This window comes from Serratia proteamaculans, assembly GCF_013337185.1.
In the GTDB taxonomy this organism is placed as follows: Bacteria; Pseudomonadota; Gammaproteobacteria; order Enterobacterales; family Enterobacteriaceae; genus Serratia; species Serratia proteamaculans_D.
The window spans coordinates 308781-333031 of the sequence record NZ_SWDE01000003.1 but is presented as its reverse complement, the minus strand read 5'-3'; the positions used below and the strand labels follow the sequence as shown (position 1 = coordinate 333031).

At 55.6% G+C, this 24251-nt stretch carries 20 protein-coding genes; 6 read left to right on the top strand and 14 right to left on the bottom strand.

Features of this window, described 5'->3' with window-relative positions:
- Positions 1–39 precede the first annotated feature (39 nt).
- Complete coding sequence (gene sltY / locus FCL49_RS15135; RefSeq protein ID WP_174354213.1) at positions 40–1968, bottom strand: murein transglycosylase; 1929 nt, start codon at positions 1966–1968, stop codon at positions 40–42.
- A gap of 745 nt (positions 1969–2713) precedes the next feature.
- Between sltY and FCL49_RS15130 the strand changes: the two genes are divergently transcribed.
- The 4 genes from FCL49_RS15130 to ettA all read left to right on the top strand — a co-directional run bounded on the left by FCL49_RS15130 (position 2714) and on the right by ettA (position 6915).
- On the top strand, positions 2714–3328 hold the full coding sequence (locus tag FCL49_RS15130; RefSeq protein WP_174354212.1) for a YfiR family protein: 615 nt from the start codon (positions 2714–2716) through the stop codon (positions 3326–3328).
- Positions 3325–4572: a diguanylate cyclase domain-containing protein gene (locus FCL49_RS15125; RefSeq protein WP_174354211.1), complete on the top strand. Its 1248-nt coding sequence runs from the start codon at positions 3325–3327 to the stop codon at positions 4570–4572. Before FCL49_RS15130 ends, FCL49_RS15125 begins: the two co-directional genes overlap by 4 nt.
- Before the next feature lie 37 nt (positions 4573–4609).
- Positions 4610–5107, top strand: a complete 498-nt coding sequence (locus tag FCL49_RS15120; protein ID WP_174354210.1) for an OmpA family protein — start codon at positions 4610–4612, stop codon at positions 5105–5107.
- A gap of 140 nt (positions 5108–5247) precedes the next feature.
- Positions 5248–6915 (top strand): energy-dependent translational throttle protein EttA, encoded by a 1668-nt coding sequence (ettA, locus tag FCL49_RS15115; RefSeq protein ID WP_174354209.1) that lies wholly within the window; start codon positions 5248–5250, stop codon positions 6913–6915.
- 30 nt (positions 6916–6945) lie between these two features.
- Here the strand turns inward: ettA and FCL49_RS15110 are convergent, their stop codons facing one another.
- On the bottom strand, positions 6946–7857 hold the full coding sequence (locus tag FCL49_RS15110) for a LysR family transcriptional regulator (protein ID WP_174354208.1): 912 nt from the start codon (positions 7855–7857) through the stop codon (positions 6946–6948).
- A gap of 98 nt (positions 7858–7955) precedes the next feature.
- On the opposite strand from FCL49_RS15110, the gene FCL49_RS15105 reads away from it, so the two are divergent.
- Positions 7956–8957 (top strand): zinc-binding alcohol dehydrogenase family protein, encoded by a 1002-nt coding sequence (locus tag FCL49_RS15105; RefSeq protein ID WP_174354207.1) that lies wholly within the window; start codon positions 7956–7958, stop codon positions 8955–8957.
- Positions 8958–8996: 39 nt separating this feature from the next.
- On the opposite strand, the gene nadR is transcribed toward FCL49_RS15105, so the two are convergent.
- The 3 genes from nadR to serB all read right to left on the bottom strand — a co-directional run bounded on the left by nadR (position 8997) and on the right by serB (position 12738).
- Complete coding sequence (nadR, locus tag FCL49_RS15100) at positions 8997–10256, bottom strand: multifunctional transcriptional regulator/nicotinamide-nucleotide adenylyltransferase/ribosylnicotinamide kinase NadR (protein ID WP_174354206.1); 1260 nt, start codon at positions 10254–10256, stop codon at positions 8997–8999.
- Between the two features lie 56 nt (positions 10257–10312).
- On the bottom strand, positions 10313–11698 hold the full coding sequence (gene radA, locus FCL49_RS15095) for a DNA repair protein RadA (RefSeq protein WP_012005120.1): 1386 nt from the start codon (positions 11696–11698) through the stop codon (positions 10313–10315).
- Between the two features lie 62 nt (positions 11699–11760).
- The gene (serB, locus tag FCL49_RS15090; protein WP_174354205.1) at positions 11761–12738 is read right to left on the bottom strand and encodes a phosphoserine phosphatase; all 978 of its coding nucleotides are present in this window, start codon (positions 12736–12738) and stop codon (positions 11761–11763) included.
- Between the two features lie 104 nt (positions 12739–12842).
- On the opposite strand from serB, the gene FCL49_RS15085 reads away from it, so the two are divergent.
- Positions 12843–13535 (top strand): YtjB family periplasmic protein, encoded by a 693-nt coding sequence (locus tag FCL49_RS15085; protein ID WP_174354204.1) that lies wholly within the window; start codon positions 12843–12845, stop codon positions 13533–13535.
- A 151-nt stretch (positions 13536–13686) separates the two neighbouring features.
- Here the strand turns inward: FCL49_RS15085 and deoD are convergent, their stop codons facing one another.
- The 9 genes from deoD to FCL49_RS15040 form a co-directional block, all read right to left on the bottom strand.
- On the bottom strand, positions 13687–14418 hold the full coding sequence (gene deoD, locus FCL49_RS15080) for a purine-nucleoside phosphorylase (RefSeq protein WP_012005116.1): 732 nt from the start codon (positions 14416–14418) through the stop codon (positions 13687–13689).
- 175 nt (positions 14419–14593) lie between these two features.
- The gene (deoB, locus tag FCL49_RS15075; RefSeq protein ID WP_174354203.1) at positions 14594–15817 is read right to left on the bottom strand and encodes a phosphopentomutase; all 1224 of its coding nucleotides are present in this window, start codon (positions 15815–15817) and stop codon (positions 14594–14596) included.
- Between the two features lie 160 nt (positions 15818–15977).
- Entirely contained in the window at positions 15978–17300 is a 1323-nt protein-coding gene (gene deoA / locus FCL49_RS15070; RefSeq protein WP_099063152.1) for a thymidine phosphorylase, read from the bottom strand.
- Positions 17301–17369: 69 nt separating this feature from the next.
- Entirely contained in the window at positions 17370–18149 is a 780-nt protein-coding gene (deoC, locus tag FCL49_RS15065; protein ID WP_174354202.1) for a deoxyribose-phosphate aldolase, read from the bottom strand.
- A 573-nt stretch (positions 18150–18722) separates the two neighbouring features.
- Positions 18723–20000 carry a NupC/NupG family nucleoside CNT transporter gene (locus FCL49_RS15060; protein ID WP_174354201.1) on the bottom strand — a complete coding sequence of 426 codons (1278 nt, stop codon included), beginning with the start codon at positions 19998–20000 and terminating at the stop codon, positions 18723–18725.
- 340 nt (positions 20001–20340) lie between these two features.
- Entirely contained in the window at positions 20341–21885 is a 1545-nt protein-coding gene (locus FCL49_RS15055; protein WP_174354200.1) for a bifunctional metallophosphatase/5'-nucleotidase, read from the bottom strand.
- A gap of 232 nt (positions 21886–22117) precedes the next feature.
- Positions 22118–22897, bottom strand: coding sequence for a TatD family hydrolase (locus FCL49_RS15050; RefSeq protein ID WP_174354199.1), 780 nt, complete (start codon positions 22895–22897; stop codon positions 22118–22120).
- A complete protein-coding gene (locus FCL49_RS15045) occupies positions 22894–24015 on the bottom strand; it encodes a patatin-like phospholipase family protein (RefSeq protein WP_174354198.1) in 1122 nt (373 codons plus the stop codon). Before FCL49_RS15045 ends, FCL49_RS15050 begins: the two co-directional genes overlap by 4 nt.
- 10 nt (positions 24016–24025) lie before the next feature.
- Positions 24026–24211 (bottom strand): CsbD family protein, encoded by a 186-nt coding sequence (locus FCL49_RS15040; protein ID WP_174354197.1) that lies wholly within the window; start codon positions 24209–24211, stop codon positions 24026–24028.
- Positions 24212–24251 lie beyond the last annotated feature (40 nt).

Genomic DNA, 24251 nt, shown 5'->3' with positions numbered 1-24251 from the left:
ATTTAACTAGTACAGCAGCATACCATAGCGACGTCAAAATCAATAACGCCTCTGCCACTCGGCATCGGTCAGCACTTTAGCCGGCCGATGCATGAGATAGCGATAAAATGCGTCGTAAGCCAACACGTTCTTCACGTAAGAACGGGTTTCCGAGAACGGGATGCTTTCAACAAACGCCACGGCATCAACCCGCCCTTCACTGTTGCCCAACCAGGTATTCACCCGGGACGGACCGGCATTGTATGCCGCCGATGACAGGATCCGGTTGCGACCGAACTGCTGGTAAACATACTCCAGATAGCTGGTACCGATGATAATATTAACCCGCGGATCAAGCAGTTGGCTGGGGCTTGAGTAACCTGGAATATTGTACATCTGCACGGTATGCTGCGCGGTACGTGGCATGACCTGCATCAGGCCGCTGGCCCCTACCGGGGACTGTGCTTTCGGGTTCCAGGCGCTCTCCTGACGAGCAATCGCCATGGCATAACTCGGCGTTATCCCCTTGTCATCGGTCGCGGCACGGAACTCTTGCGGCCAGGCCACCGGGAAACGTTCTTCAAGGTGGTCCCACATTTTGCCGACGATGGTCGCCTGTACGCTGAGATCGGCCCATTTCTGTTCGAAGGCATAACGAGCCAGCGCTTCCTGTTCCGGGCGGCTGCGACTGGCCACGAAGGAAGTCCACTCGCTGCGCGCCAGGTTATCCATATTCCAGTACATCAACTCGCGCACCCGAGCAATTTCCGGCCCATCCACTAACGAAGCGCGGGGTTTTGCCGCCACCGCCACCATCACCGGGTAAGGCGTATTCAGTTTCTGCGCCGCCACCATCGGGTAGAAGCCACGTTCGGTCATCAGCCGACGCAGGATCTCTTCCCCTTCGCTGCGCTTGCCTTCGTCCAGCAACATGCTCGCACGCCAGTAACGCCATTCATCCTTATTACGCGATTCCGTCGGTAAACGGGCCAGCCAGGTTGCCACCCCCTGACGATCGCCGGCCCCCAGCGCCATTCGTACTCGACGCTCCAGCAGTGCCGGTGACTGGCTACGCAGGATCACCTTGTCGCGCCACTGGGTCTGTTCAAAGGTCGCATCGCTGCCCATCAGGCGCCATGCCACCGCTTCCTCCAGCCCCAGCCGCTCGCTGTCGCTCATTTTCTGCAGCCGGGCGAGGGTCGGGATCATTGCCCGGGCATTTTCCGCATCCTGACGTGCCAGACGTTCGAAGGCGATACCGGTCGCGGCGCGGGTAAAGTCGGTCGGCCCCACGCTGCGGGCAAAGGACTCGACCGTCGTGGGATCGTTTTGCAGACGCACCAGGGCATCACCCATGGTCTGATAATCTGATGGCAATTGGCGATACAGGCTGTTCACCAGGCCACTGTTGCCCTCTTTCAACGCCAGCTTCATGCGCTCCAGAATAGCCGATGGCGTTTGTTTACCGGCCCCCTGCCAGACGCTGAACAGCTTGTCACAGGCCCCCGGCAACGATTTGCCGCTCATCCAGATGTCGTCGACGCCGCTCCAGGCCGCTTGCTGATCGCCGGTGGCCCATTTGGCATAGTAGTAGTTACAGCGCGCAGCTATGGGTTTCGGCGGCTGCGGGCTGAAGGTCAACAAGGTGCGCCAGTCTTCACGCCGCGCCAGTTCATTAACAAAGCGCGGGGCCAGCGACTTGGCCGGCGGCAGCGTCGGATGCTGCTTGATAAAGTCATTCACCTCAGAGAATCCGGCCTGGCTGAGATCCTGCGTCAGCTCACGGTATTCCAGGTAAGGGTATAGCGGGTAATCACGCAACGTCGGCATCAGTTGCGCCACCACATCCATCTGATTGCTGTCCCACGCCTGCTTGATCTGCAGGTAACGCTGACGCTGAGCGTCCAGCGAGTCCGCCAATGCGGTACTTGAAAATGCCGTCAGGCACAGGCCTACAGCCAAAAACCGCCACTTGTCTACCTTGACCATACTGACTCTTTCCTCGCTAATGCTGATGGTGTTGCCAGAGCCGTTTCACCCCGTTGCCGCGCTACGCCAGCAGCCAACGGATCGGTGAACCCGGCTCTCCGAGTATTTCGCGCTCTGTCGTGGGATAACGTCCATCCGGCACGCCAGAGCAAAAGGGGGGCACTGAGCAACCTGCTCAGCCGTCTATCATAGACAGCAGGATCGCTTATCCATTCACTACTGTAGAAGAAGTTTATCGTCACGATGGGCTTCAGGTAAAAAAGGTTTACCCTTGCTGACAAATCCATTAAAGCCGGCGACAATTTTGCCGTATTAATCATTTCATTCTGGGTTCGGCATTAACAGGCGATCGGATCGCCGATTATTAATCCCCGTTACCAATATAAAATTAAGCCATTTGAAATTATTAGCCATCATAGAATTTCGCCATCAAAACGATGGGCTGAAAAGTTGCGCAAACCGCCAGAATCCAGGCCTGACGCGCCAACTTTGCAGAAAACGCCTGGCAAACCCCGGTGGTCGTTTTTATACTGTTAAAAAAGGGTAAGATAATTCCGAGAAAATGGCACATAAAGCGCGCAACAGGGATATCTTATAATACAATCCGCGCCAATTATGGGTTAGATAGTGTTCATCAGGCAGTGCGATTGACAGTTTTCAGCAAGATAATTATCCCTTCGACCGGGTCAGGCTTCTCATCGTTATGTTGCCGCAACAGTACTGCGGACGTGGGCAGGAATAGCAGATGAAGATGGCAAAAAATGCCGCGTTGTTAGTGACCTGCGCAAAAAACTCATTCACGAGTTTCCTTTGCGCACGTCTGGACAACGGCCGGCTGTTATCGCTGTTTCTGCTCTTCCTGTTGGCATTTCCCGGTTTGGCTCACCCCGAGACGGGCGATTCACATAAAAATCGTAGCCATGCCGTCACCACTGTGGTGGTCGGGATCATCAGCTATGCCCGCTGGCCAAGCGAGCCTAACCCTATCCGGCTGTGCGTAACGGCACCGACCCAATTTGCCGACGGACTGTTCGATCCCATCTTGCTTAGCGCGCCCAGGCCAATAAAAGCCGAGCGTATCGCTTTCGACAGCCCATTGCTGAGCACCGGCTGCGACGTGATTTATTTGGGTAATATCAATGCCGGGCAGAAACAGAATTTCATCCAGCGCATTAGCGGTCATTCGATTCTCAGCATCAGCGAGAACGATGTGGAGTGTTCCGCCGGTAACGCATTTTGCCTGCAGTTCGAAGGCGACGAGGCCAGCTTTAAAGTGAACCTCGATGCACTGGCACGCAGCGGCGTACGCGTTCATCCCAACGTGCTGCAACTGGCACGCAAACCGGTGCCGCCGCTATGAAGTGGTTGCGCAAGAACCGCTCGGGTCAGTCACGCCCGACCCTGGGCCGGGTGCTGCAACGGGTGCATCTTGGCTTGGCGCTGATTGCCGTCGGCACCGCCGGGATTTTCCTGACGCTGGTCGCGCTGTTTGCGCTGCGCGCTTATGCCGACCATAACCTGCATCTGATTGCGCGCTCCATCAGCTATACCGTCGAAGCTGCCGTGGTGTTTGAAGACCGCACTGCCGCACGTGAGGCACTGGCATTGATCGCCTCCAAAGAGGAGGTATCGGAAGCCAGAATTCTCAGCAACAGCGGCAAAGTGCTCGCCACCTGGCGTCACCCCAAAGATGGTCCGCTGCACGGTATGGAACAAATCGTGGCCCATTGGGCGCTGCCGGAGCCGGTGATCCTGCCGATTACTCATGAAGGTAAAGAGGTCGGCAAAGTATGGCTGCTGGGCCACGGTGGCAGCCTGCTGCGTTTTCTGTTGCGCGGTATGATCGGCATGATCGCCTGTCTGGTACTCAGTACCCTGTGTGCGCTGGTGCTTTCCCGCCGCATGCTGGTGGGCATTGTCCGTTCTTTGGATGACATCGCCAATGTAGCGCATGCGGTACGTCGCGATCGCGCCTTTGGTCTGCGGGTGCCGTCGGCGCCGATTGCCGAACTGCATGAGCTGAGCATCGACTTTAATGGCCTGCTCGACGAACTGGAAGCCTGGCAGGCGCACCTGAAACAGGAAAATGACTCACTGACCCACCGGGCTACCCACGACAGCCTGACCGGCTTGCCGAACCGCGCCTTCTTTGAAGGCCGTCTGAGCCGTGCGCTGGGGGACATTAAACCCACCGAAAAACTGGCGGTGCTGTTTATCGACGGTGACCGCTTCAAGGAAGTTAACGACAGTTACGGCCACGCCGCAGGCGATGTGGTGTTGACTGCCATTGCCGGGCGCATTCGCGCACAGCTGCGAGAAACCGATCTGGTGGCACGTTTGGGAGGTGATGAGTTCGCCGTATTGTTGGCACCGGTCCACACTACGGAAGATGTCCTGCAGATTGCCGATAACATTATCGACTGCATGACCCAACCGGTGATTTTACCGAACGATGAGGCGGTGATTTCCTCTCTGAGTATCGGCATTGCACTTTACCCCGAGCACGCGGTAACGCCTCAGGGGCTCTTGCACGAAGCTGACGATGCGATGTACCAGGCAAAGCATCGTTATAACGGAGGCTGGCGGCTGGCAATACAAAAATAAAGCCCCGGCTAAATAATAAAACTAGGGATTTTTGATTATGATACAGCAAACACTAAGAAACCGTTTTTCACTGCTGGCGATGATGTTTATCGCCCTGTTGGCCCTCGCGGGCTGCCAAAGTAAGCCACAGGGCCTGACGCCTGAGCAAATTGCCCTGTTGCAGTCGCAAGGGTTCAAGCTGACCGATAACGGCTGGGAATTTGGCCTGTCCGACAAGGTGCTGTTTGGCAATAACATCGGCAAGTTGAACCCGGAAAGTACCGACACGGTACAAAAAATGGGCCGCGCGTTGATGAGCGTCGGCATCACCCAGTTCCGTCTGGATGGTCATACGGATAATTACGGTGAAGACAGCTATAACGATCAGCTCTCTCTGCGCCGCGCCAATGCCGTGGCAGATCTGCTCGCCAGCGTAGGCATTCCACGTGCCAACATCGAAACCCGCGGCATGGGTAAACGCGATCCGGTGGCCGATAACCGCACCTCCAGCGGCCGGGCAGAAAACCGCCGCGTCGCGATAGTCGTCACCCCTTAAGCGACCGATATGCGCCTTCACCGGCGCATAAAAGGTTATACTTAGCGATCGCTGTGTGATGTCTGGGATCCGCTTTCGAAACGGGCTACACTCCGCAGCCAGACATCCTATAAAAACTGATATAGAGAGGCAGAGGCACCGTGGCTCAATACGTCTATACCATGCATCGCGTCGGCAAAGTGGTTCCGCCGAAGCGTCACATTCTGAAAAACATCTCGCTGAGCTTCTTCCCTGGCGCCAAAATTGGTGTGCTGGGTCTGAACGGCTCGGGTAAATCCACCCTGTTGCGCATCATGGCCGGCATCGATACCGATATCGAAGGTGAAGCTCGCCCGCAACAAGGGATCAAGATCGGTTACCTGCCACAGGAACCGCAGTTGAACCTCGAACACACCGTTCGTGAGTCGGTTGAAGAAGCGCTGGCCGAAGTGGTTGGCGCGCTGAAACGCCTTGATGAAGTGTACGCACTGTACGCCGAAGAAGGTGCCGATTTCGACAAGCTGGCCGCTGAGCAGGGCCGCCTGGAAGAGATCATTCAGGCTCACGATGGCCACAACCTGAACACCCAGCTGGAGCGTGCCGCCGATGCGCTGCGCCTGCCGGAGTGGGACGCGAAAATCGCCAACCTTTCCGGTGGTGAACGTCGCCGTGTCGCCCTGTGCCGCCTGCTGCTGGAAAAACCGGACATGCTGCTGCTGGACGAACCGACCAACCACCTGGATGCCGAATCCGTGGCCTGGCTGGAACGCTTCCTGCATGACTTCGAAGGCACCGTAGTGGCCATTACCCACGACCGTTACTTCCTCGACAACGTGGCCGGCTGGATCCTCGAGCTGGACCGCGGCGAAGGCATCCCATGGGAAGGCAACTACTCTTCCTGGCTGGAGCAGAAAGACGCTCGTCTGGCGCAGGAAGCCTCTTCCGAAGCCGCACGTCGCAAATCCATCGAGAAAGAGCTGGAGTGGGTTCGTCAGGGCGCCAAAGGCCGTCAGTCCAAAGGCAAGGCCCGTCTGGCTCGCTTTGAAGAGCTCAACAGCACCGAATACCAAAAGCGTAACGAAACCAACGAACTGTTTATCCCACCTGGCGCACGCCTGGGCGATAAAGTGGTTGAGGTCAATAACCTGCGCAAGTCTTACGGCGACCGCCTGCTGATTGACAATCTGACCTTTGCAGTACCGAAAGGCGCCATTGTTGGCATTATCGGCCCGAACGGCGCCGGTAAATCCACGCTGTTCCGCATGATGTCCGGTCAGGAGCAACCTGATTCCGGCGAGATCGTGCTGGGTGACACCGTCAAACTGGCCTCGGTCGATCAGTTCCGCGACAGCATGGATAATTCCAAAACCGTTTGGGAAGAAGTTTCCGGCGGCCAGGACATCATGCGTATCGGCAACACCGAAATGCCAAGCCGTGCCTACGTCGGTCGCTTCAACTTCAAGGGTGTCGATCAGGGCAAACGTGTCGGCGAATTGTCCGGTGGTGAGCGTGGTCGTCTGCATCTGGCCAAGCTGTTGCAGGTTGGCGGCAACGTATTGCTGCTCGATGAACCGACCAACGACCTGGATATCGAAACCCTGCGCGCGCTGGAAAACGCCCTGCTGGAATTCCCAGGCTGTGCAATGGTCATCTCGCACGACCGTTGGTTCCTTGACCGCATCGCCACCCACATTCTGGATTATCAGGATGAAGGCAATGTGGAATTCTTCGAAGGTAACTTTACCGAATACGAAGAGTACAAGAAACGGACGCTGGGCGCCGAAGCGCTTGAGCCACACCGTATCAAGTACAAACGAATCGCCAAGTAATCCCGGAAAGCGCCGCATGCGGCGCTTTTTTTATTCCCATGCCAGCTCGCGGGCATAATCGTCAAACACCGGGTGCTGCAATACCACGTCGATAAAACAGGCCAATGCCGGTGAATTCAGCTTGCGGCTTGGATAAACCAAATACAGCTCATTACCTTCCGCCTGCCATTCCGGCAACACCTCTACCAGTTGTTTTTGCGCCACCACCTCACGGCTGAGAAAAGCCGGTAGCAAGGTGATACCCGCACCGGAAATCGCACATTCCCGCGCGTACAGCAGATTATCGGTAACATGCCGCATCGGTAGCTGCCAACGAAAATACTCGTCGCCCCGACGCAGGCTCCAGACCGGCCAGGAGCTGTGTGCAATACAGCGGTGCTGCTGCAATTGTTGCGGATCGACAATCGGCGGGGACTGCGCCAGATAGGCCGGTGACGCCAGCAAATAACGTGGCGCATGCCCCAAACGACGGCCAATCAGGGAAGAATCCTGGGGCTTACCGGTACGCAGCGCGGCATCGAGCCCTTCCTGCACCATATCCACCATAGCATCAGATACCGACACCTCCAGCGAGACATCCGGATATTGCCGCTGGAAATCCGCCGCCAGCCGCGCCAGCAAGGTCGCCCCCAACCCGGCGGGGGTCGAGATGCGCAACCGTCCACTGGGGTTATCACGCAACCGTTGCAGCGCCAGATCGGCCCGTTCGGCGGCGGACAGCATTTCCTGGCAGTGTTCCAGATAACGTTCGCCGGCAAAGGTCAGATTGAGCTGACGTGTGGTGCGGTTCAACAGCCGCAGGCCCAGCGTCTGTTCCAACTGACTAATGCGCTGGCTGACGCTGGACTTTGGCAAGGCAGCCCGTTTGGCGGCGGCGGTATAGCTGCCACATTCGGCCACCAGCGCAAACAACGCCATATCCTGAAGCTGTTTAAACCTCATTGTTCACCTCAAACGAACACTTAGTTAGCTATTGTCCATCTTATCATCAAGTGCCAACAGGTCTACACTGAGGGTATTCATTCGAAAGGAGCAAACTCATGCCGATTAAAGCCATTGCCGTAGACCCTAAAAACCCCACCAACTTCATTGAAATCAGCCCGGAAAAACCCACCCCAGGCCAGTACGATTTATTGGTTGAAGTCAAAGCGGTGTCGGTCAACCCGGTGGATACCAAGGTCCATGCCGGTCTGCAAAAAAGTGGCCTGCAACAGCCCCGCATTCTCGGTTGGGATGCCAGCGGTATCGTGGCCGAAGTGGGCAGCAGCGTCAGCGGTTTCAAACCCGGCGATGAAGTCTGGTATGCCGGTGACATCACCCGCCCAGGCAGCAACACTACCCATCAGTTGATTGACTCGCGTATTACCGCCCATAAGCCGAAAAGTCTGAACTGGGCTGAAGCCGCGGCCATGCCATTGACCGCCCTGACCGCCTGGGAAGCGCTGTTCGAACATCTGAAGATTCAGGACGCCGCTCCCGGCAAAACCCTGTTGATTATCGGCGGTGCCGGTGGCGTTGGTTCGCTGGCGATCCCCTTTGCCGCGCAGCGCAGTCAGGTAAAAGTGATTGCGACCGCCTCACGCCCAGAGTCAGCGGCCTGGTGCCGGGAGCGCGGTGCCGATCTGGTGGTGGACTACCGCGATCTGAAAGCCAATCTGGCGCAGCAAGGCATTGAGAATGTGGATTATATTCTTTGCCTGAACGACACCGACGGCCACTGGAAAGCGATTTCCGATCTGATTGCGCCAATGGGCCACATCTGCACCATCGTCGAAAATGCACAGCCGTTGGACCAAAATGCGCTGAAGTTGAAAAGTGCCGCTTTGCATTGGGAGTTGATGTTTACTCGCAGCATGTTCACCACGCCGGACATTGCCCAACAAGGTGAGATCCTCAAGCAAGTGGCGCAACTGCTGGATGAAGGGAAACTGAGCACCACCCTGAGCGAAACCTTGCAGGGGCTGACGGTAGACACCCTGACCGCCGCGCATAAAAAACTGCTCGATGGGCATATGCAGGGCAAACTGGTGATTGTTTACTGATGACAGTTGGGGCGCAGCACTGAACTGCGCCCCGATGGTTTATACCGCCGCAACACCGAGCAGCCGACTGGCATCCGCCGCCAGCAGTTGTTTAACCAGCTCAACGCAGCGCAGGAAGCGTTCGTCATAGTCGCTGGATTCCACGTGTACATACTCGATGTTATTGGCCCGCAGCATCTCTTCCAACAAATGCTGGAACACTTTGCGATCCCTGGGGTTACCCAGGCTGCGCAGGCCATCCGCCACCCAGGGGGTGTTGTTTTCCAGCAGGATCACCAGATCAAACCGGTACTCGTCAATCAGCGCCTGCACAAAGGGGTGCTCGCGCCCTTCGTATTTTTTGCAGAAGGCCTGAGTGGTGACAAAGTCGGTGTCGATAAAGGCCACTTTGTTGGCGTACTTCACCGCAAAGTCGACGTACTGCGCCTGCCCGAGGGCAATCTTGTCGTAGTCGGAATACTGGAGCGCCATCTCATCCCCGCCGAGGTGCGAGAACACATAGTCGCGGCCATATTCCCAGGCACTGGTGGTGTTAAAGATGTTTGCCAGCTTATTCACCAGCGTGGATTTACCGCTCGACTCACCGCCGAGGATCGCCACGGTACGAACAAAGAACGGCTTCACTTCAGTCGGAATATAATCCCAATAAAGGAACGGATCCTGACGGATCTGGCGGCCGCTGATATTCATAAATGAACGTTCGGGATCAATCAGAACGGTTTCAATCCCCAGATGTTCACGGTAACGCGGGGCATCCTGCGCTTCGCTGGAATAGATAAAGCTCGGCACTATGGCTTTCTGTTCCAGAAAAGCCTTCACCCCGTCACTCCAGACGTTCCAGCCGTGCGGATAGGGTTCAATGCCCTGTTCGTCGAAGGAATGAATATGGATGTTTTTCTGGTACTTGAAGGTTTGCAGCAGCCAGCGCAGACGATCGCTGACCGTCGGCTGTTGCGACATCGAACTGTTCTCGAACAGCTCCCTGTCGCGGGGTTCATCGTGACACAGGATCACATGCAGCTCATCTACCTGGCTGCAGGCGCGCTGGATCAGGTAAATGTGGCCGGTGTGCAGCGGGTAAAATTTACCAAACACTACGCCGACCTTTTTCTCACGCCGTGGAAACTCCAGGCCAAGATAGCGGTGCAGCGCCTCCAGTTTCTGGGCGCTCGGACTTTTGATTTTGTCGTTTAACAACTGGCTGAGGTAGCCTTTGGTCATGCCACTGGCATCCGCCACCTGTTGCAGGGTACAGTTCTTCTGCTTAATCGACGCCTTCAGGTAATCGAATTGCCGCATAGCCCCTCCGTTTAATATGCTAAACAAAATAGCACAGTCTGTGCACCGCGTGGCAATTAATAAAACTGTTCCAGCACGTCCAGGGCGTCCGCCAGTTTCTTCACGCCGAACACCTGCATATTGGCCGGTGGTTTTTTAGGGACGTTGGCATGTGGCACGATGGCGCGCTTGAAACCGTGTTTGGCTGCTTCGGAAATACGTTCCTGACCGCTCGGCACCGGGCGTATTTCCCCCGCCAGCCCCACTTCGCCAAACACCACCAAATCGTTTGGCAGAGGGCGATCTCGCAGGCTGGACACCAGCGACATCAGCAACGCCAGGTCGGCGCTGGTTTCACTGACTTTCACCCCGCCAACCACGTTGACGAACACGTCCTGATCGGACATCTGCAGCCCGCCGTGGCGGTGCAGCACCGCCAGCAGGATCGCCAACCGGTTTTGTTCCAGACCTACTGCCACCCGGCGCGGATTGGACATCATCGAATGATCCACCAATGCCTGAATTTCCACCAGCAACGGCCGCGTGCCTTCCCACACCACCATCACCGAACTGCCGGAGGTGACCTCGTCGCCACGGCTGAGGAAAATGGCCGACGGGTTGCTGACCTCACGCAGGCCCTGCTCTGTCATGGCGAAAACGCCCAATTCATTCACCGCACCAAAGCGATTTTTGTGGCTGCGCAGGGTACGAAAACGCGAATCGGCGTCGCCGTCCAGCAGCACCGAACAGTCGATACAGTGTTCCAAAACTTTCGGCCCGGCCAGTGAGCCGTCTTTGGTAACGTGCCCCACCATCACAATGGCCACACCGCGCGTCTTGGCGAAGCGCGTCAGGTAAGCGGCGGTTTCACGCACCTGCGCTACGCTGCCTGGCGAAGACTGAATATCCGCCATGTGCATCACCTGAATGGAGTCGATCACCATCAGTTTCGGCTGTTCCTGCTCGGCAATCAGGCAGATCTGCTCGATACTGGTTTCCGACAGCATATTCAGGCCACCGGTTGGCAAGCCGAGACGGTGAGCGCGCATCGCGACCTGCTGCAATGATTCTTCACCGGTGACATACAGGGTTTTCATCTGTTCGGAAAGTTTGCACAGCACCTGTAACAGCAGCGTACTTTTACCGGCGCCAGGGTTACCGCCGATCAGGATCGCACTGCCCGGTACCACTCCACCGCCCAGCACCCGGTCAAACTCAAGGAAACCGGTGGAGAAACGCGGCAGCTCATCCAGACTGATGTCCGACAGCTTTTGCACCTTGCTGATACCGGCATCGCCGGCGTAGCCGCTCAGGCGCTCATTGCGAGAAGAGGAAGACACCGCAGCCAGACGCACTTCTGTAATGCTGTTCCAGGCGTGGCAAGCGCTGCACTGCCCCTGCCAGCGCGGATAATCGGCTCCGCACTCATTACATACAAACGCCCGTTTTGCTGCTTTTGCCACGTATTACCTCTGTTTTTACCACATTGCCGCTGTCTGGCACTATCGCCGGGACAGGGTCAATTTTAGCGAACTTCGTGTTTCAGGCTGCCGGTCAGTACACACAGCACGCCAATCAGGTCAGCATGGCGAATCGACACCTGCGCCTTCTCATAGACTTTCGGTTTGGCGTGATAGGCAATGCCCAACCCGGCAACCTGCATCATTTTTAAATCGTTGGCACCGTCGCCGATAGCCACGGTTTGCTGCGGTGGAATACCCAGCTTTTCAGCCAGTGCGACCAGCGTATCGGCTTTAAACTGCGCGTCGACTATCGGTCCCAGCACTTCACCGGTCAGCTTGCCGTCGCGAATTTCCAGCTCATTAGCCGCCACCGCCACCAGTTTTAGTTTATCGCGCAGGTACTCGGCATAATAGGTGAAACCGCCGGAAGCGATCGCCACATGCCAGTCCATCGCCTGCAGCTTGCGCACCAGATTCACCAGCCCAGACATCAGCGGCAGCTCATCGCGCACCTGCTTGAGGATATTGGCATCGGCGCCTTTCAGCGTGCCGACGCGTTGGCGCAGGCTGGCGGTAAAGTCCAGTTCACCGCGCATCGCGCGTTCGGTGACTTCAGACACCTGTTCACCAACGCCCGCCAGTTTGGCGATCTCGTCGATGCATTCAATCTCTATCGCCGTAGAGTCCATATCCATCACCAGCAGCCCGGGGGTGCGCAAATGAGGGATTTTGCCGAGAGGAGCCACATCCAGCCCGCTCTCTGCCGCCAACAGCTTGGCGCGTGGCGTCAGGGTGCCTGCCAGACGCACCACCTGATAATCCTCGACGCACCAGGCGGTAACAATCACCATCGCCGCACCCAGCTTGCGCTGGAAATCGGTAATGCGCGTTTTGTTCAGTTCTCTGCCATATAATAGCCAACCGGTATGACCCGCCCGATAATCCAGCGGCATCACTTCGTCACCGCTCAGCGAAAGGGGAAGACCCGGCCATTGAGAGATCTCTGCCGGGAGATCGCAATAGGTCAGACTATTCGACATCCTTAACTCCTGAAAAAACACTGCATGATAAAACGACGCATCAAGCTATCCTATCGCCATTGCTTCTGGCAACATAAAGTGTCCAAGATGCCCAAGGAACCTGCATGGCTCGCGCTAAACTGAAATTTCGCCTGCACCGCACCGCTATTATCCTGATTTGTCTGGCTTTGCTGGTACTGCTGATGCAGGGCGCGTCCTATTTTAGCCTGAGTCACCAACTGGCGCGATCCGAACAGGTGGAAGAACTGGCGCAAACGCTGACCAAACAGGTCGCGTCCAGCCTGGCACCGCTGATGGACGACGACAGCGACGTCGATAACCAGCGCATCGATGCCATCCTCAAACAGCTCACCGGGGGCAGCCGCATTCTGGACGCCAGCGTCTATCAGCTTGACGGCACATTGGTTTCCCACGCCGGTGAACAGATAAGTATACGCGATCGTTTGTCGCTCGACGGTAAACGCGCCGGCAGCTACTTCAATCATCAACTGGTCGAGTCGATTCAGGGCAAAGACGGCCCAATCGGCTTTATCCGCATCACGCTGGACACCCACGTACTGGCGACCGAATCCAAACAGGTGGACAACACCACCAACCTGCTGCGCCTGATGATCCTGCTGGCTCTGGCCATAGGTATTATTCTGGCGCGTACGCTGCTGCAACACCGTCGCAGCCGCTGGCAGCAATCGCCGTACCTGCTGACCGCCAATACGCCATTGGAGGAAGGTAACACGGTAGAAAATGACGATGACGACGATCGGTCGGATGCGAACAAAGAAGAAGAGAAGAAAATCTGATCACCCTATTCTGGTGAATGGATAATGAATAGATTCGAGATCAATCAATTAACTGAATCAAAAGGAAAAATCAGCTTTTACCTTGCTGAAATGAATAGATTAGTGAATAGATTGCTACAGGGGCGCAGCAGAGTGCTGCGCCCGCTGGATATTACTCTTTGTCGCCCAGCAGTACAGATTCCAGCGCGATAACGATCATTTCGTTAAAGGTGGTCTGACGCTCTGCTGCGGTAGTCGCTTCGTGACGCAGAATGTGGTCAGAAACGGTACAAATGGTCAGTGCCTTACAGCCAAACTCTTCGTACAGCTCCGCCGCCACACCGTAAATACCGGCCGCTTCCATTTCCACACCCAGGATGCCGTACTTCTTCATCACCTGGAACATGTCCGGATCTGGCGTGTAGAACAGGTCAGCGGAGAAGATATTGCCTACGCGCGCCGGGATACCCTGCGCTGCCGCTGCGTCTACTGCGTTACGCACCATGTCAAAGTCAGCGATTGCCGCGTAGTCATGATCCTTGAAACGCATGCGGTTCACTTTGGAATCGGTGCAAGCACCCATGCCGATCACCACGTCACGCAGTTTGACATCGTCACGCACCGCGCCGCACGAACCCACACGGATGATCTTCTTCACGCCGAACTCGGCAATCAGTTCACGCGCATAAATGGAGCAGGACGGGATACCCATACCGTGACCCATTACGGAGATTTTGCGGCCTTTGTATGTCCCGGTGAAGCCCAGCATGCCACGCACGTTGTTCACTTCCACCGCGCCTTCCAGGAAAGTTTCCGCGATGTATTTTGCACGCAGCGGATCGCCCGGCATCAGTACTACGTCAGCGAAATCACCCATTTCAGCATTAATATGCGGCGTAGCCATAATTGTCTTCCTTTAGAAATCGTATTTAAGTATTTAATAAAAACGCCAAACATCTAAGCCATTGGATTTCGAGTTGCAGCTAGGCAGCTAGCGAGTGAATCCCCAGGAGCTTACTTGAGTAAGTGACTGGGGTTTGCTCGTGAAGCTAACAACGCTGCAGCTTGAAAGACGGGGCTTAGAACATCGATTTGCCGTAATCCATCGGCGACACGCCAAAATAGCTGGCGATCGTCTGGCCGATGTCGGCGAAAGTTTCACGGTGGCCCAGCGAGCCCGGTTTTACTTTCGGGCCGTAAACCAACACCGGAATGTGTTCGCGGGTGTGGTCGGTGCCCGGCCAGGTTGGGTCACAGCCGTGGTCAGCGGTGAAGATAATGATGTCTTCATCTTTAACCAGCTTCAGCAACTCCGGCAGGCGGCGGTCGAACAACTCCAGCGCAGCAGCGTAGCCTGCAACATCACGGCGGTGGCCGTATGAGGAGTCAAAATCAACGAAGTTGGTGAACACGATGGTGTTGTCGCCGGCTTTTTCCATTTCAATCAGGGTGGCGTCGAACAGCGCGTCGATACCGGTCGCCTTGACCTTCTTGGTGATGCCCACGTTAGCGTAGATGTCGGCGATTTTACCGATAGACACCACTTCGCCGCCCTTCTCGTCCACCAGCTTTTTCAGCACGGTTGGCGCCGGTGGCTCTACTGCCAGGTCATGGCGGTTACCGGTTCGCTGGAAGTTGCCCGGCTTGTCGCCCAGGAACGGACGCGCGATCACGCGGCCAATGTTATAACCGCCTTCGGTCAGTTCTTCACGGGCGATTTCACACAGCTCATACAGACGGTCCAGGCCGAAGGTCTCTTCGTGACAGGCGATCTGGAAGACCGAGTCGGCAGAGGTGTAGAAAATCGGCTTGCCGGTTTTCATGTGCTCTTCGCCCAACTGGTCGAGGATCACGGTGCCGGAAGAGTGGCAGTTGCCGAGGTAACCCGGCAGATTAGCGCGCTCAACCAGCTTGTCCAGCAGCTCCTGCGGGAAGCTGTTGTGCTCATCGCTGAAATAGCCCCAGTCGAACAACACCGGCACGCCGGCAATTTCCCAGTGGCCTGACGGCGTATCTTTACCGGAAGAAAGTTCGCTGGCGTGAGCATAGGCGCCAATGATGTCTGCATTGCGATCCAGCCCCTGCGGGAAGGTACCGGTGGACTCTTCCGCCGCTTTACCCAGGCCCAGTCGGCTCAGGTTAGGCAGGGTCAACGGGCCCTGACGGCCAACGTTGGCTTCACCGCGCGCGCAAACCTCGGCAATATGGCCCAGAGTATCGGAGCCCTGATCGCCAAATTTCGCCGCATCTTCGCTTGCGCCAATACCGAATGAGTCTAATACCATAATGAATGTACGTTTCATGCTTATCTCCTGTATACCCGTCGCCTTTCAAGCCGCAGCGTTGTTAGCTTCACGTGTAAACCCCAGTCACTTACTAAAGTAAGCTCCTGGGGATTCACACGCTAGCCGCCTAGCTGCAACTTGAAATTCATAGGGTATATCAATGTTGTAAGGACACAGCCTATTCTGTGATGCGCTTATAAACGACTGGCGTCACTTCCGGCGCTTTGTCACTCAGCACCATCGCACTGCGTACCGCTTCGGCCGCCTGCTGCCAGCTTTCTTCGTCGTTGGCGTGGATCACCGCCAGCGGCTGCTGGGTATCGACTTTATCGCCCAGACGCGCCATGCCGGTCAGGCCGACGCTGTAGTCGATATTGTCGGTCGCGCGACGGCGACCACCGCCCAGCGATACCACCGCCATGCCCAGCGCACGGGTATCCATCGCACTGATGATACCCTGTTTTTCGGCGTAAACCGGTTTACTCAGGGTGGCGGCCGGCAGGTAGCTGTCGTAGCGCTCGACGAAATCGGTCGGGCCCTGTTGCGCCGCCACCATGCGACCAAACACTTCAGCCGCTTTACCATTGTCCAGCACCGCCTGCAGTTTGGCACGCGCATCAGCGTCATCTTTCGCCAGGCCACCGGAAAGCAGCATTTCCACGCACAGTGCCATCGTCACTTCCAGCAGGCGTGGGTTACGGTATTCACCGGTCAGGAAACGAACCGCTTCACGAACTTCGACCGCATTACCGGCGCTGGAAGCCAGCACCTGGTTCATGTCAGTCAGCAGCGCGGTAGTTTTACAGCCTGCACCGTTCGCCACACCGACAATCGCCTGCGCCAGATCGGCCGACAATGCGTAGGTTGGCATAAAGGCACCGGAACCGACCTTCACATCCATCACCAACGCATCCAGCCCTTCTGCCAGCTTTTTCGCCAGAATCGAGGCGGTGATCAGCGGGATAGAATCCACGGTAGCGGTGATATCTCGGGTCGCGTAGAAACGCTTGTCCGCCGGGGCCAGCGAGCTGGTCTGGCCGATAATCGCTACGCCCACGTCCTGAATAATTTTACGGAAGGCATTGTCGTCCGGGAAAATATTAAAGCCCGGGATCGCCTCCAGCTTGTCCAGCGTACCGCCGGTATGCCCCAGGCCACGCCCTGAAATCATCGGCACATAACCACCACAAGCCGCCACCATCGGGCCGAGCATCAGCGAAGTCACGTCGCCCACGCCACCGGTAGAATGCTTGTCGACCAATGGGCCGTTCAGTGACAGACTTTTCCAGTCCAGCACGGTGCCGGAATCACGCATCGCCATGGTGAGCGCCACGCGCTCCGGCATGGTCATGTCGTGGAAGTAAATGGTCATCGCCAGCGCCGCGATCTGCCCTTCGGAAACCACATTGTCACGGATACCATTGATGAAAAAGCGGATTTCCGCTTCGCTCAACGGCTGGCCGTCACGTTTTTTACGAATAATTTCTTGTGCCAGGAACAAGGCATCCCCCTGTTTTAGCTAATGTAGAGTGCGGGCAGGCGCTATTTCGCGCTTTGCCGACGGAATCGATCAGTAACCGCTGCCAGACGGCTCGGCACCGTGGCCCAGCGTCGCCAACAGGCTGGCTAACAGGCTGGAAGCCCCGAAGCGGAAATGACGCGCATCGGCCCAGCCCTCACCCAGAATACGATCGGCAAGTTGCAGGTAATGCAGTGCGTCTTCCGCCGTACGCACACCGCCGGCCGGCTTGAAGCCCACCGTCTTGGCGACGCCCATATCACGGATCACCGACATCATCAGCTCGGCGCTTTCCAGCGTCGCGTTGACCGGCACTTTACCGGTTGAGGTCTTGATAAAGTCTGCGCCGGCATTGATGGCAATTTCCGACGCCTTGCGGATCAGATTGGCCTGCTTGAGCTCACCGCTTTCGATGATCACTTTCAGCAGCACGTTGGCGGCCAGACAGGCCTGTTTGCACTGTTTTACCAGTTCAAAACCGACCTGCTCATTACCGGCGATCAGCGCGCGGTAAGGGAACACCACATCCACTTCATCGGCGCCGTAAGCGATAGCCGCGCGAGTTTCCGCCAGCGCGATCTCGATATCATCGTTGCCATGCGGGAAATTGGTGACGGTCGCAATGCGGATGTCTGGCGTCCCCTGCTCACGCAGGGCCTTGCGCGCCACCGGGATAAAGCGCGGGTAAATGCAGAGGGCCGCGGTATGTCCGGCCGGGCTGTTCGCCTGACGACACAGCGCGATCACTTTCTCATCGGTGTCATCATCGTTCAGCGTGGTTAAATCCATTAAGGTCAGCGCACGTTGCGCTGCTGCGGTTAATTCGGTCATAAAACTCTCCAACTGAGAATCTGGGTGTTGGCGAGCGGACTTGGTTCCTTGAAGATAGCGCTGGGGAACGGGTTCCCCCATCGGCAACTGAGATCCTTCTCACCGCACATACCCTCCGCATCGCGCAGGGTCAGTAATAGCTATTTGAACACGATCGCCAGGGGCAATTCGCGCTCACAGTCACACTATATGAAATAACACTGTAACAGGACGGAATTATATGTGAAGAACATCACAAAATAACGCGATATCGTTCACAAATTCACTAAAGAAACGGGCAAAGACAGCGAGCACAGCATCCTGTGCCCGTGTTAGAAGTATAGGCGCTGTCCTGCAATATATACCCTATGGCTTTCAAGTTGCAGCTTGGCGCCCAGCTCGCTCATCCTCAGGCGCTTACTTTAGTAAGTAACTGGGGTGAGCGACAAATCTGTCGGGAACAGATTTGAACGCTGCTTGCAGCGGCCCTGAAAGGGCAAGGCCCATGGATGGGCCTTGTAAGCAGGTAACAACGCTGCGGCTTGAAAGACGACGGGTATAGAGCCTGTCGCCCTATGCAGGACAACCCTGGGCTTACAGCGCCAGGAAGAACCCGGCGATGGTCGCGCTCATCAGGTTGGAGAGCGTGCCCGCCGCTACGGCTTTCAGGCCGAAACGTGCGATGTCGTGACGGCGGTTCGGTGCCATGCTGCCCAGGCCACCGAGCAGGATCGCCACCGATGACAGGTTGGCAAAGCCGCACAGGGCAAAGGAGATGATCGCCTTGGTATGGGCCGAAAGCACCTGCAACCCGTCTGCCGCCACCACGTCGTCCGGACGCAGGTAAGCGCCAAAGTTCATGTAGGCAACAAATTCATTCACGATAATTTTCTGGCCGATAAACGAACCGGCGGTCATCGCTTCATGCCAAGGCACGCCGATCAGGAAGGCAATCGGTGAGAACACCCAGCCCAGGATCAACTCCAGCGACAGCTGTGGATAGTCAAACCAACCACCGATACCGCCAAGAATGCCGTTCAACAGGGCGATCAGCGCGATAAACGCCAGCAGCATTGCGCCCACGTTCAGTGCCAACTGCATACCGGAAGCTGCGCCAGAAGCCGCCGCATCGATCACGTTGGCCGGACGGTCTTCTTCTGCGATCAGTTTCGTCGCATCGTCTTTGTCGTGGGTTTTTTCGGTTTCCGGCACCATCAGCTTGGCAAACAGCAGGCCACCCGGTGCGGCCATGAACGAAGCGGCAATCAGGTATTCCAGCGGTACGCCCATCTGGGCATAACCCGCCAACACCGAACCGGCCACCGAGGCCAGGCCGCCGCACATCACGGTAAACAGTTCAGACTGGGTCATGGTGGCGATATACGGACGCACCACCAGCGGAGCTTCGGTCTGGCCAACAAAGATATTGGCAGTGGCCGACAGTGATTCCGTCCGCGAGGTGCCCAGCAGTTTTTGCACGCCGCCGCCCAACACGCGGATCACCAGTTGCATTATGCCCAGGTAGTAAAGCACCGCAATCAGCGAGGAGAAGAACACGATCACCGGCAGGACGCGCAGCGCAAAAACGAAGCCGCCGCCGCCAAAGACTTCAAACATCTTGTCGGAAACCAGACCGCCGAAGATAAATGAGATCCCCTGATTACCATAGGCAATCACGTTAGCCACGCCGGCCGACATACCGCCAAGAATGGAACGGCCCACCGGGACATACAGCACCAGCGCGCCGATGGCGACCTGAAGAACAAATGCCCAGCCAACGGTGCGAAACCTAATCGCGCGGCGGTTGCTGGAGAGCAGCACGGCAATGGCGATCAGCGCCGCCATGCCGATCAGGCTCATGATGAGTTGCATGCGAAGTATCCCTGTTGCGAAAAAAAAGAAATGCATCCCTGTCCGGTTATACCGCGAGGGCTGCTTATGAGTGATTTCGGGGTGTGATTATACGGAGCAAGACGGCACTCGCACCGATTTATGTCACAAATGTATACAACAGGAAGCAAATGAAAATCTTATAGCGTGACGCTCATCACATTTAAAGCGTGTTTTGACGCTCAGAGAGTCCATAAAGCGTCATCTTGCTGCTATCGCGAATCTTCGCTTCCTTACACCCCAGTTTTCAGCAACCCCATAAAAAGAGATGGCGGCGGCTGGAGCACATCACTCTTCCTCCGCCATCCCTTCTGCCGCCCTACTAAGATGAGCTATCCTCAATGCGCTTTTGCTCGTTAGGCTGAAGCTGCGGCTGGGCTTTGATATATTCCACCACCGCATCTGCCGCGCTGCTGCCGGCGATCACTTTAGAATTACGGCCCTCGGTAAAGGCGCTAAAGCCATCGCCACCGGTCGCCAGGAAAGAATTCACCACGATGGGATACCAGACATCATTCTCGACGGGCTTACCATCGACCTTGAGTGACACAATGCGCTGATCAATGGGCTTACTGCTGTCGTACCGCATCTCCAACCCACGTGAAACCTGCAATATGCCATTGGTCAAATTGGCAGCATGATTCATTAGTGAACGCAGTTGCTTGCCGTTGATTTCCATATAAGTTAAGTCATCCGGGAAGGGGAACATGGTGATAATATCGCCAAGAAGAATATCCCCTTTCGCCAGTTCACTCCTTAACCCACCGCTGTTGACGAATGCAAAACGTGCATTGGCTGTCGTCGCCAGAAAAGCATCACCCACCATATTGCCAACTGGGGAGGACTCCCCATAGGAACGCGTCAACTCTGCGCTGGCCACGCCTATTTTTTGCTGGGTGATTGTCTTCAGTTTGTCTGACCACAGCTTGATTTTATCTGCCGTTGCTTTATCTGGTGTGACTTCCCCATCCCGAATATTGATCAACTGCCCGCGATACCCGGTTATTTTCTTGTTGCTATCATCAATATTCAAAACCAATTTACCCAGGTCGATACCATAGGCATCGGTAGATACAATTAGAGTATTATTTACTTTTATCGGTTTTGGGGTTCCCACATGGGCATGACCCGTAATAATAATATCCAATCCTTCGACCTGCTTCGCCAGTTCAATATCTTTACTTAAAAGTCGGCTCACATCAGCAGCCCCAAAACTTGACTGACGGGCGGGAACACCTTCATGCACCAATAAGACGGTAATATCAACTTTGCTGCGGATCTCTTTGAGATACTTTTTCAAGTAATCGACTTCATCGCGCATTTCAACGCCATTACGCATATTTTTATTCACGGTGTCGTAAAACGCGAACTTTCCATGCAAACCAATAACACCAATCTTGACGCCTTCTTTCTCCAAAATCACCCAGGGTTTATTCCAGACCGGTTTATCACTTTTTTCATAGAACAGGTTACCCAACAGCACGGGGAAAGTGGCTTTATCAAGCTGCTGTATCATATTGGGCACACCATGATCGAACTCATGGTTGCCTATGGAGACGGCATCAAACGACATTTGATTCATCACATCAACGATGGCCTCCCCTTTGGTGAGGGTACTAATATAGGGGCCGGTAAAGAAATCACCCGCATCAAAAAAGAAAACACCCTTGTCTTTCTCTTTGGCCGCTTTAACGATTCCCGCAATATTGGCCATCCCGCCCACTTTTTGATCTTTACTGATATAAGGCGCTTTGAAAGGATAGACGTTGGCATGCAAATCATTGGTATGGTAGATAGTAATATCAACCGCAAGTGCCGAACCACAGGCCCCCAGTAGTCCAGCAACTAATATATTAATGCCTCTCATTGTATTTCCTCCATGAATACTAGATTAAGAAAAATAACTTTAAACGTTGACCATAGATTTAGTCATATCCGACAAATAAAGAGGTATTGCAGACAGGCATTAAATCCAACATCACAGTCAGGTACTGTGATTGACAGCACATATTTATACAACAGTAATTACCACATATAAATTCAAACGCATCCAATAAATTAAAATCATCTTTCAATAAAATAAATACACTTATTTTTATTTAAAGTAATTTAAACAAGGCGTGAGTGTTGTGTTGCAGATGGGCGGCAATATCATCCGGGGATTCAGAGCGAAGTTGGCACAGCGTATGGAACACTTCCACCGCGCGTTCGGGGCGGTTGGCTTGCCCCTGGTAACCGGCCAGCGGCATATCTGGTGCATCGGTTTCCAATAACAGCGAGGTCAGTGGCAGTTGGGCCATCACATTGCGGGTTTTCTGTGCCCGCTCATAGCTGATGGTGCCCCCTACGCCAATGTAATACCCCAGACGAATAAACGCCTGCGCCTGCGACAGGCTGCCGGCAAAGCCATGTACCACGCCACGCCGCGGCACTTCGGTGCGACGCAGCATTGCCGCCAACTGATCGTGACTGCGACGCGAATGCAGGATCACCGGTAAATCATATTGCTTTGCCAGCTTCAATTGCGCGGTTAACACCCGCTGTTGCCGTTCAAACTGCGGGTTTTCCATATACAGATCGAGGCCAATCTCCCCCACCGCCACCAGCTTCGGCGGTCGGCTGGCCAGAAACCCGGTCAATTGCTCCAGCTCCGGTTCATGGTGCTCGGCAATATACAGCGGGTGTAGCCCCAGGGCGGCAAACAGCGGTGGATAATCGCGTGCCAGCTTTAACACCCGCACAAAACGATCGGCGGTCACCGTTGGTACGATAATCCGTCGCACACCCGCTTGCTCCGCCAGCGCCAGGCTTTCAGGCTCATGATCGCTAAAGGGTGGGAAATCGAAATGGCAGTGGGTGTCGGTGAAGTCGTGCATCACAGCTGGCCACCCTCGCCCGGCGGCACTTCACCCGGCAAAATAATGTCCATCGCCGCCAGCTTGGCTTCAGACGGGTTGGCAAGATCACGCGGGTGACTGATGTCAGTAATAATCGGTGAAGGCATGATCACATTTTCCGGTTGGATCAAACGGCGTGACAGCGCCTTTTTCACCTTCATGCCGTCCAGTTTATCCTGTTCTACCAGCCAGTGGCCGACGGTGGCCAGGAAGTAGCGCCCGCACTTACGGCCCAGATGATAATCCTGATTGAGCGACGTTAGGCGGCTCCCCAGGGCATTACTGGCCAGCGGCTTCGGCGGGAAAATCTCGAAGATGCGCAGCTTGCCGGGCGGCTTCTCAATAAACTGCTGGATGCGGTGGTAACTTTGCTCGTGGTGTTGCAGGATGCGCACCATCTGCTGCAGGCTGCTTTCGCTCAGCAAGCGCTCCATGCGTTTCATCCACTGTGGCGTGTAGTACATCTGCGACGGCACGGTGCGGATCACCACAATGGTATCTGCGCCCCGGCGATAGGCTTCTTCAACCGGGATCGCATCGCTGATGCCGCCATCCTGATAGCTGACGCCGTCCAGCTCCACACCCATGCGGTAAAAACCGGGGATGGCACTGGAAGCCTTGAGGGCCGGCAACCAGCTTTCACGTTGCGCCGGCAGGTAGGTCGGTTCGAAGTCATCACTGCGGCAGGCACACATCAGGAATTCACGGCCATCAATCAGGCTTTTTTCCGCAACGTCCATCGCCAACGGGACCTGTTGCGAAGTGGTATCGAGCAGCCAGTCGAGATCGATCAGATGCCCGCCGCGCACAAAGCGCAACGGGTTAAAGAATTCAGCGGAGGTGGTATAGCGGGTGATCACCCGCCGTGCGTAGCCCATCTGGCCACAAATAAAAGCCGAGAGGTTCTGCGCGCCGGCAGAAGTGCCGATCATCAGATCAAAAGGATTAAAGCGGGCACGCTGGAACTCGTCCAGCACGCCGGCAGTAAAAATGCCGCGCTGCCCGCCCCCTTCACATACCAGCGCCATTTTACCGGGCCGGTAAGGTTTATACGCCAGCGGTTCGATATTGCCGAGCGTGATGGGTATTCTGTATCCCAACCCTGCATCCTCAGTGAGACGTTTTACCCGAGGATACCTTGTATTGCTCTCTTCCGTAATCCTCTTGCAGTACACCAGAGAGGCAATCATTGCTGCCCATCAGCCAGATGCAGTCGCTGTCAGACCACTGCGCCAACCTCTGACACACCCGGCCCTTCAGCTGTTTCCAGCGTCCGAGGATGATGTCGCTGTTCATGACTGACCTCCCTACTGCGAGAAAACAGATTAAGCTTTGT

Bases quoted from the DNA above. Each gene is read 5' to 3' on its own strand.
- sltY (WP_174354213.1), bottom strand. From the start codon at position 1,968: ATGGTCAAGGTAGACAAGTGGCGGTTTTTGGCTGTAGGCCTGTGCCTG.
- FCL49_RS15130 (WP_174354212.1), top strand. From the start codon at position 2,714: ATGAAGATGGCAAAAAATGCCGCGTTGTTAGTGACCTGCGCAAAAAAC.
- FCL49_RS15125 (WP_174354211.1), top strand. From the start codon at position 3,325: ATGAAGTGGTTGCGCAAGAACCGCTCGGGTCAGTCACGCCCGACCCTG.
- FCL49_RS15120 (WP_174354210.1), top strand. From the start codon at position 4,610: ATGATACAGCAAACACTAAGAAACCGTTTTTCACTGCTGGCGATGATG.
- FCL49_RS15110 (WP_174354208.1), bottom strand. From the start codon at position 7,857: ATGAGGTTTAAACAGCTTCAGGATATGGCGTTGTTTGCGCTGGTGGCC.
- FCL49_RS15105 (WP_174354207.1), top strand. From the start codon at position 7,956: ATGCCGATTAAAGCCATTGCCGTAGACCCTAAAAACCCCACCAACTTC.
- nadR (WP_174354206.1), bottom strand. From the start codon at position 10,256: ATGCGGCAATTCGATTACCTGAAGGCGTCGATTAAGCAGAAGAACTGT.
- serB (WP_174354205.1), bottom strand. From the start codon at position 12,738: ATGTCGAATAGTCTGACCTATTGCGATCTCCCGGCAGAGATCTCTCAA.
- FCL49_RS15085 (WP_174354204.1), top strand. From the start codon at position 12,843: ATGGCTCGCGCTAAACTGAAATTTCGCCTGCACCGCACCGCTATTATC.
- deoD (WP_012005116.1), bottom strand. From the start codon at position 14,418: ATGGCTACGCCGCATATTAATGCTGAAATGGGTGATTTCGCTGACGTA.
- deoB (WP_174354203.1), bottom strand. From the start codon at position 15,817: ATGAAACGTACATTCATTATGGTATTAGACTCATTCGGTATTGGCGCA.
- deoC (WP_174354202.1), bottom strand. From the start codon at position 18,149: ATGACCGAATTAACCGCAGCAGCGCAACGTGCGCTGACCTTAATGGAT.
- FCL49_RS15060 (WP_174354201.1), bottom strand. From the start codon at position 20,000: ATGCAACTCATCATGAGCCTGATCGGCATGGCGGCGCTGATCGCCATT.
- FCL49_RS15055 (WP_174354200.1), bottom strand. From the start codon at position 21,885: ATGAGAGGCATTAATATATTAGTTGCTGGACTACTGGGGGCCTGTGGT.
- FCL49_RS15040 (WP_174354197.1), bottom strand. From the start codon at position 24,211: ATGAACAGCGACATCATCCTCGGACGCTGGAAACAGCTGAAGGGCCGG.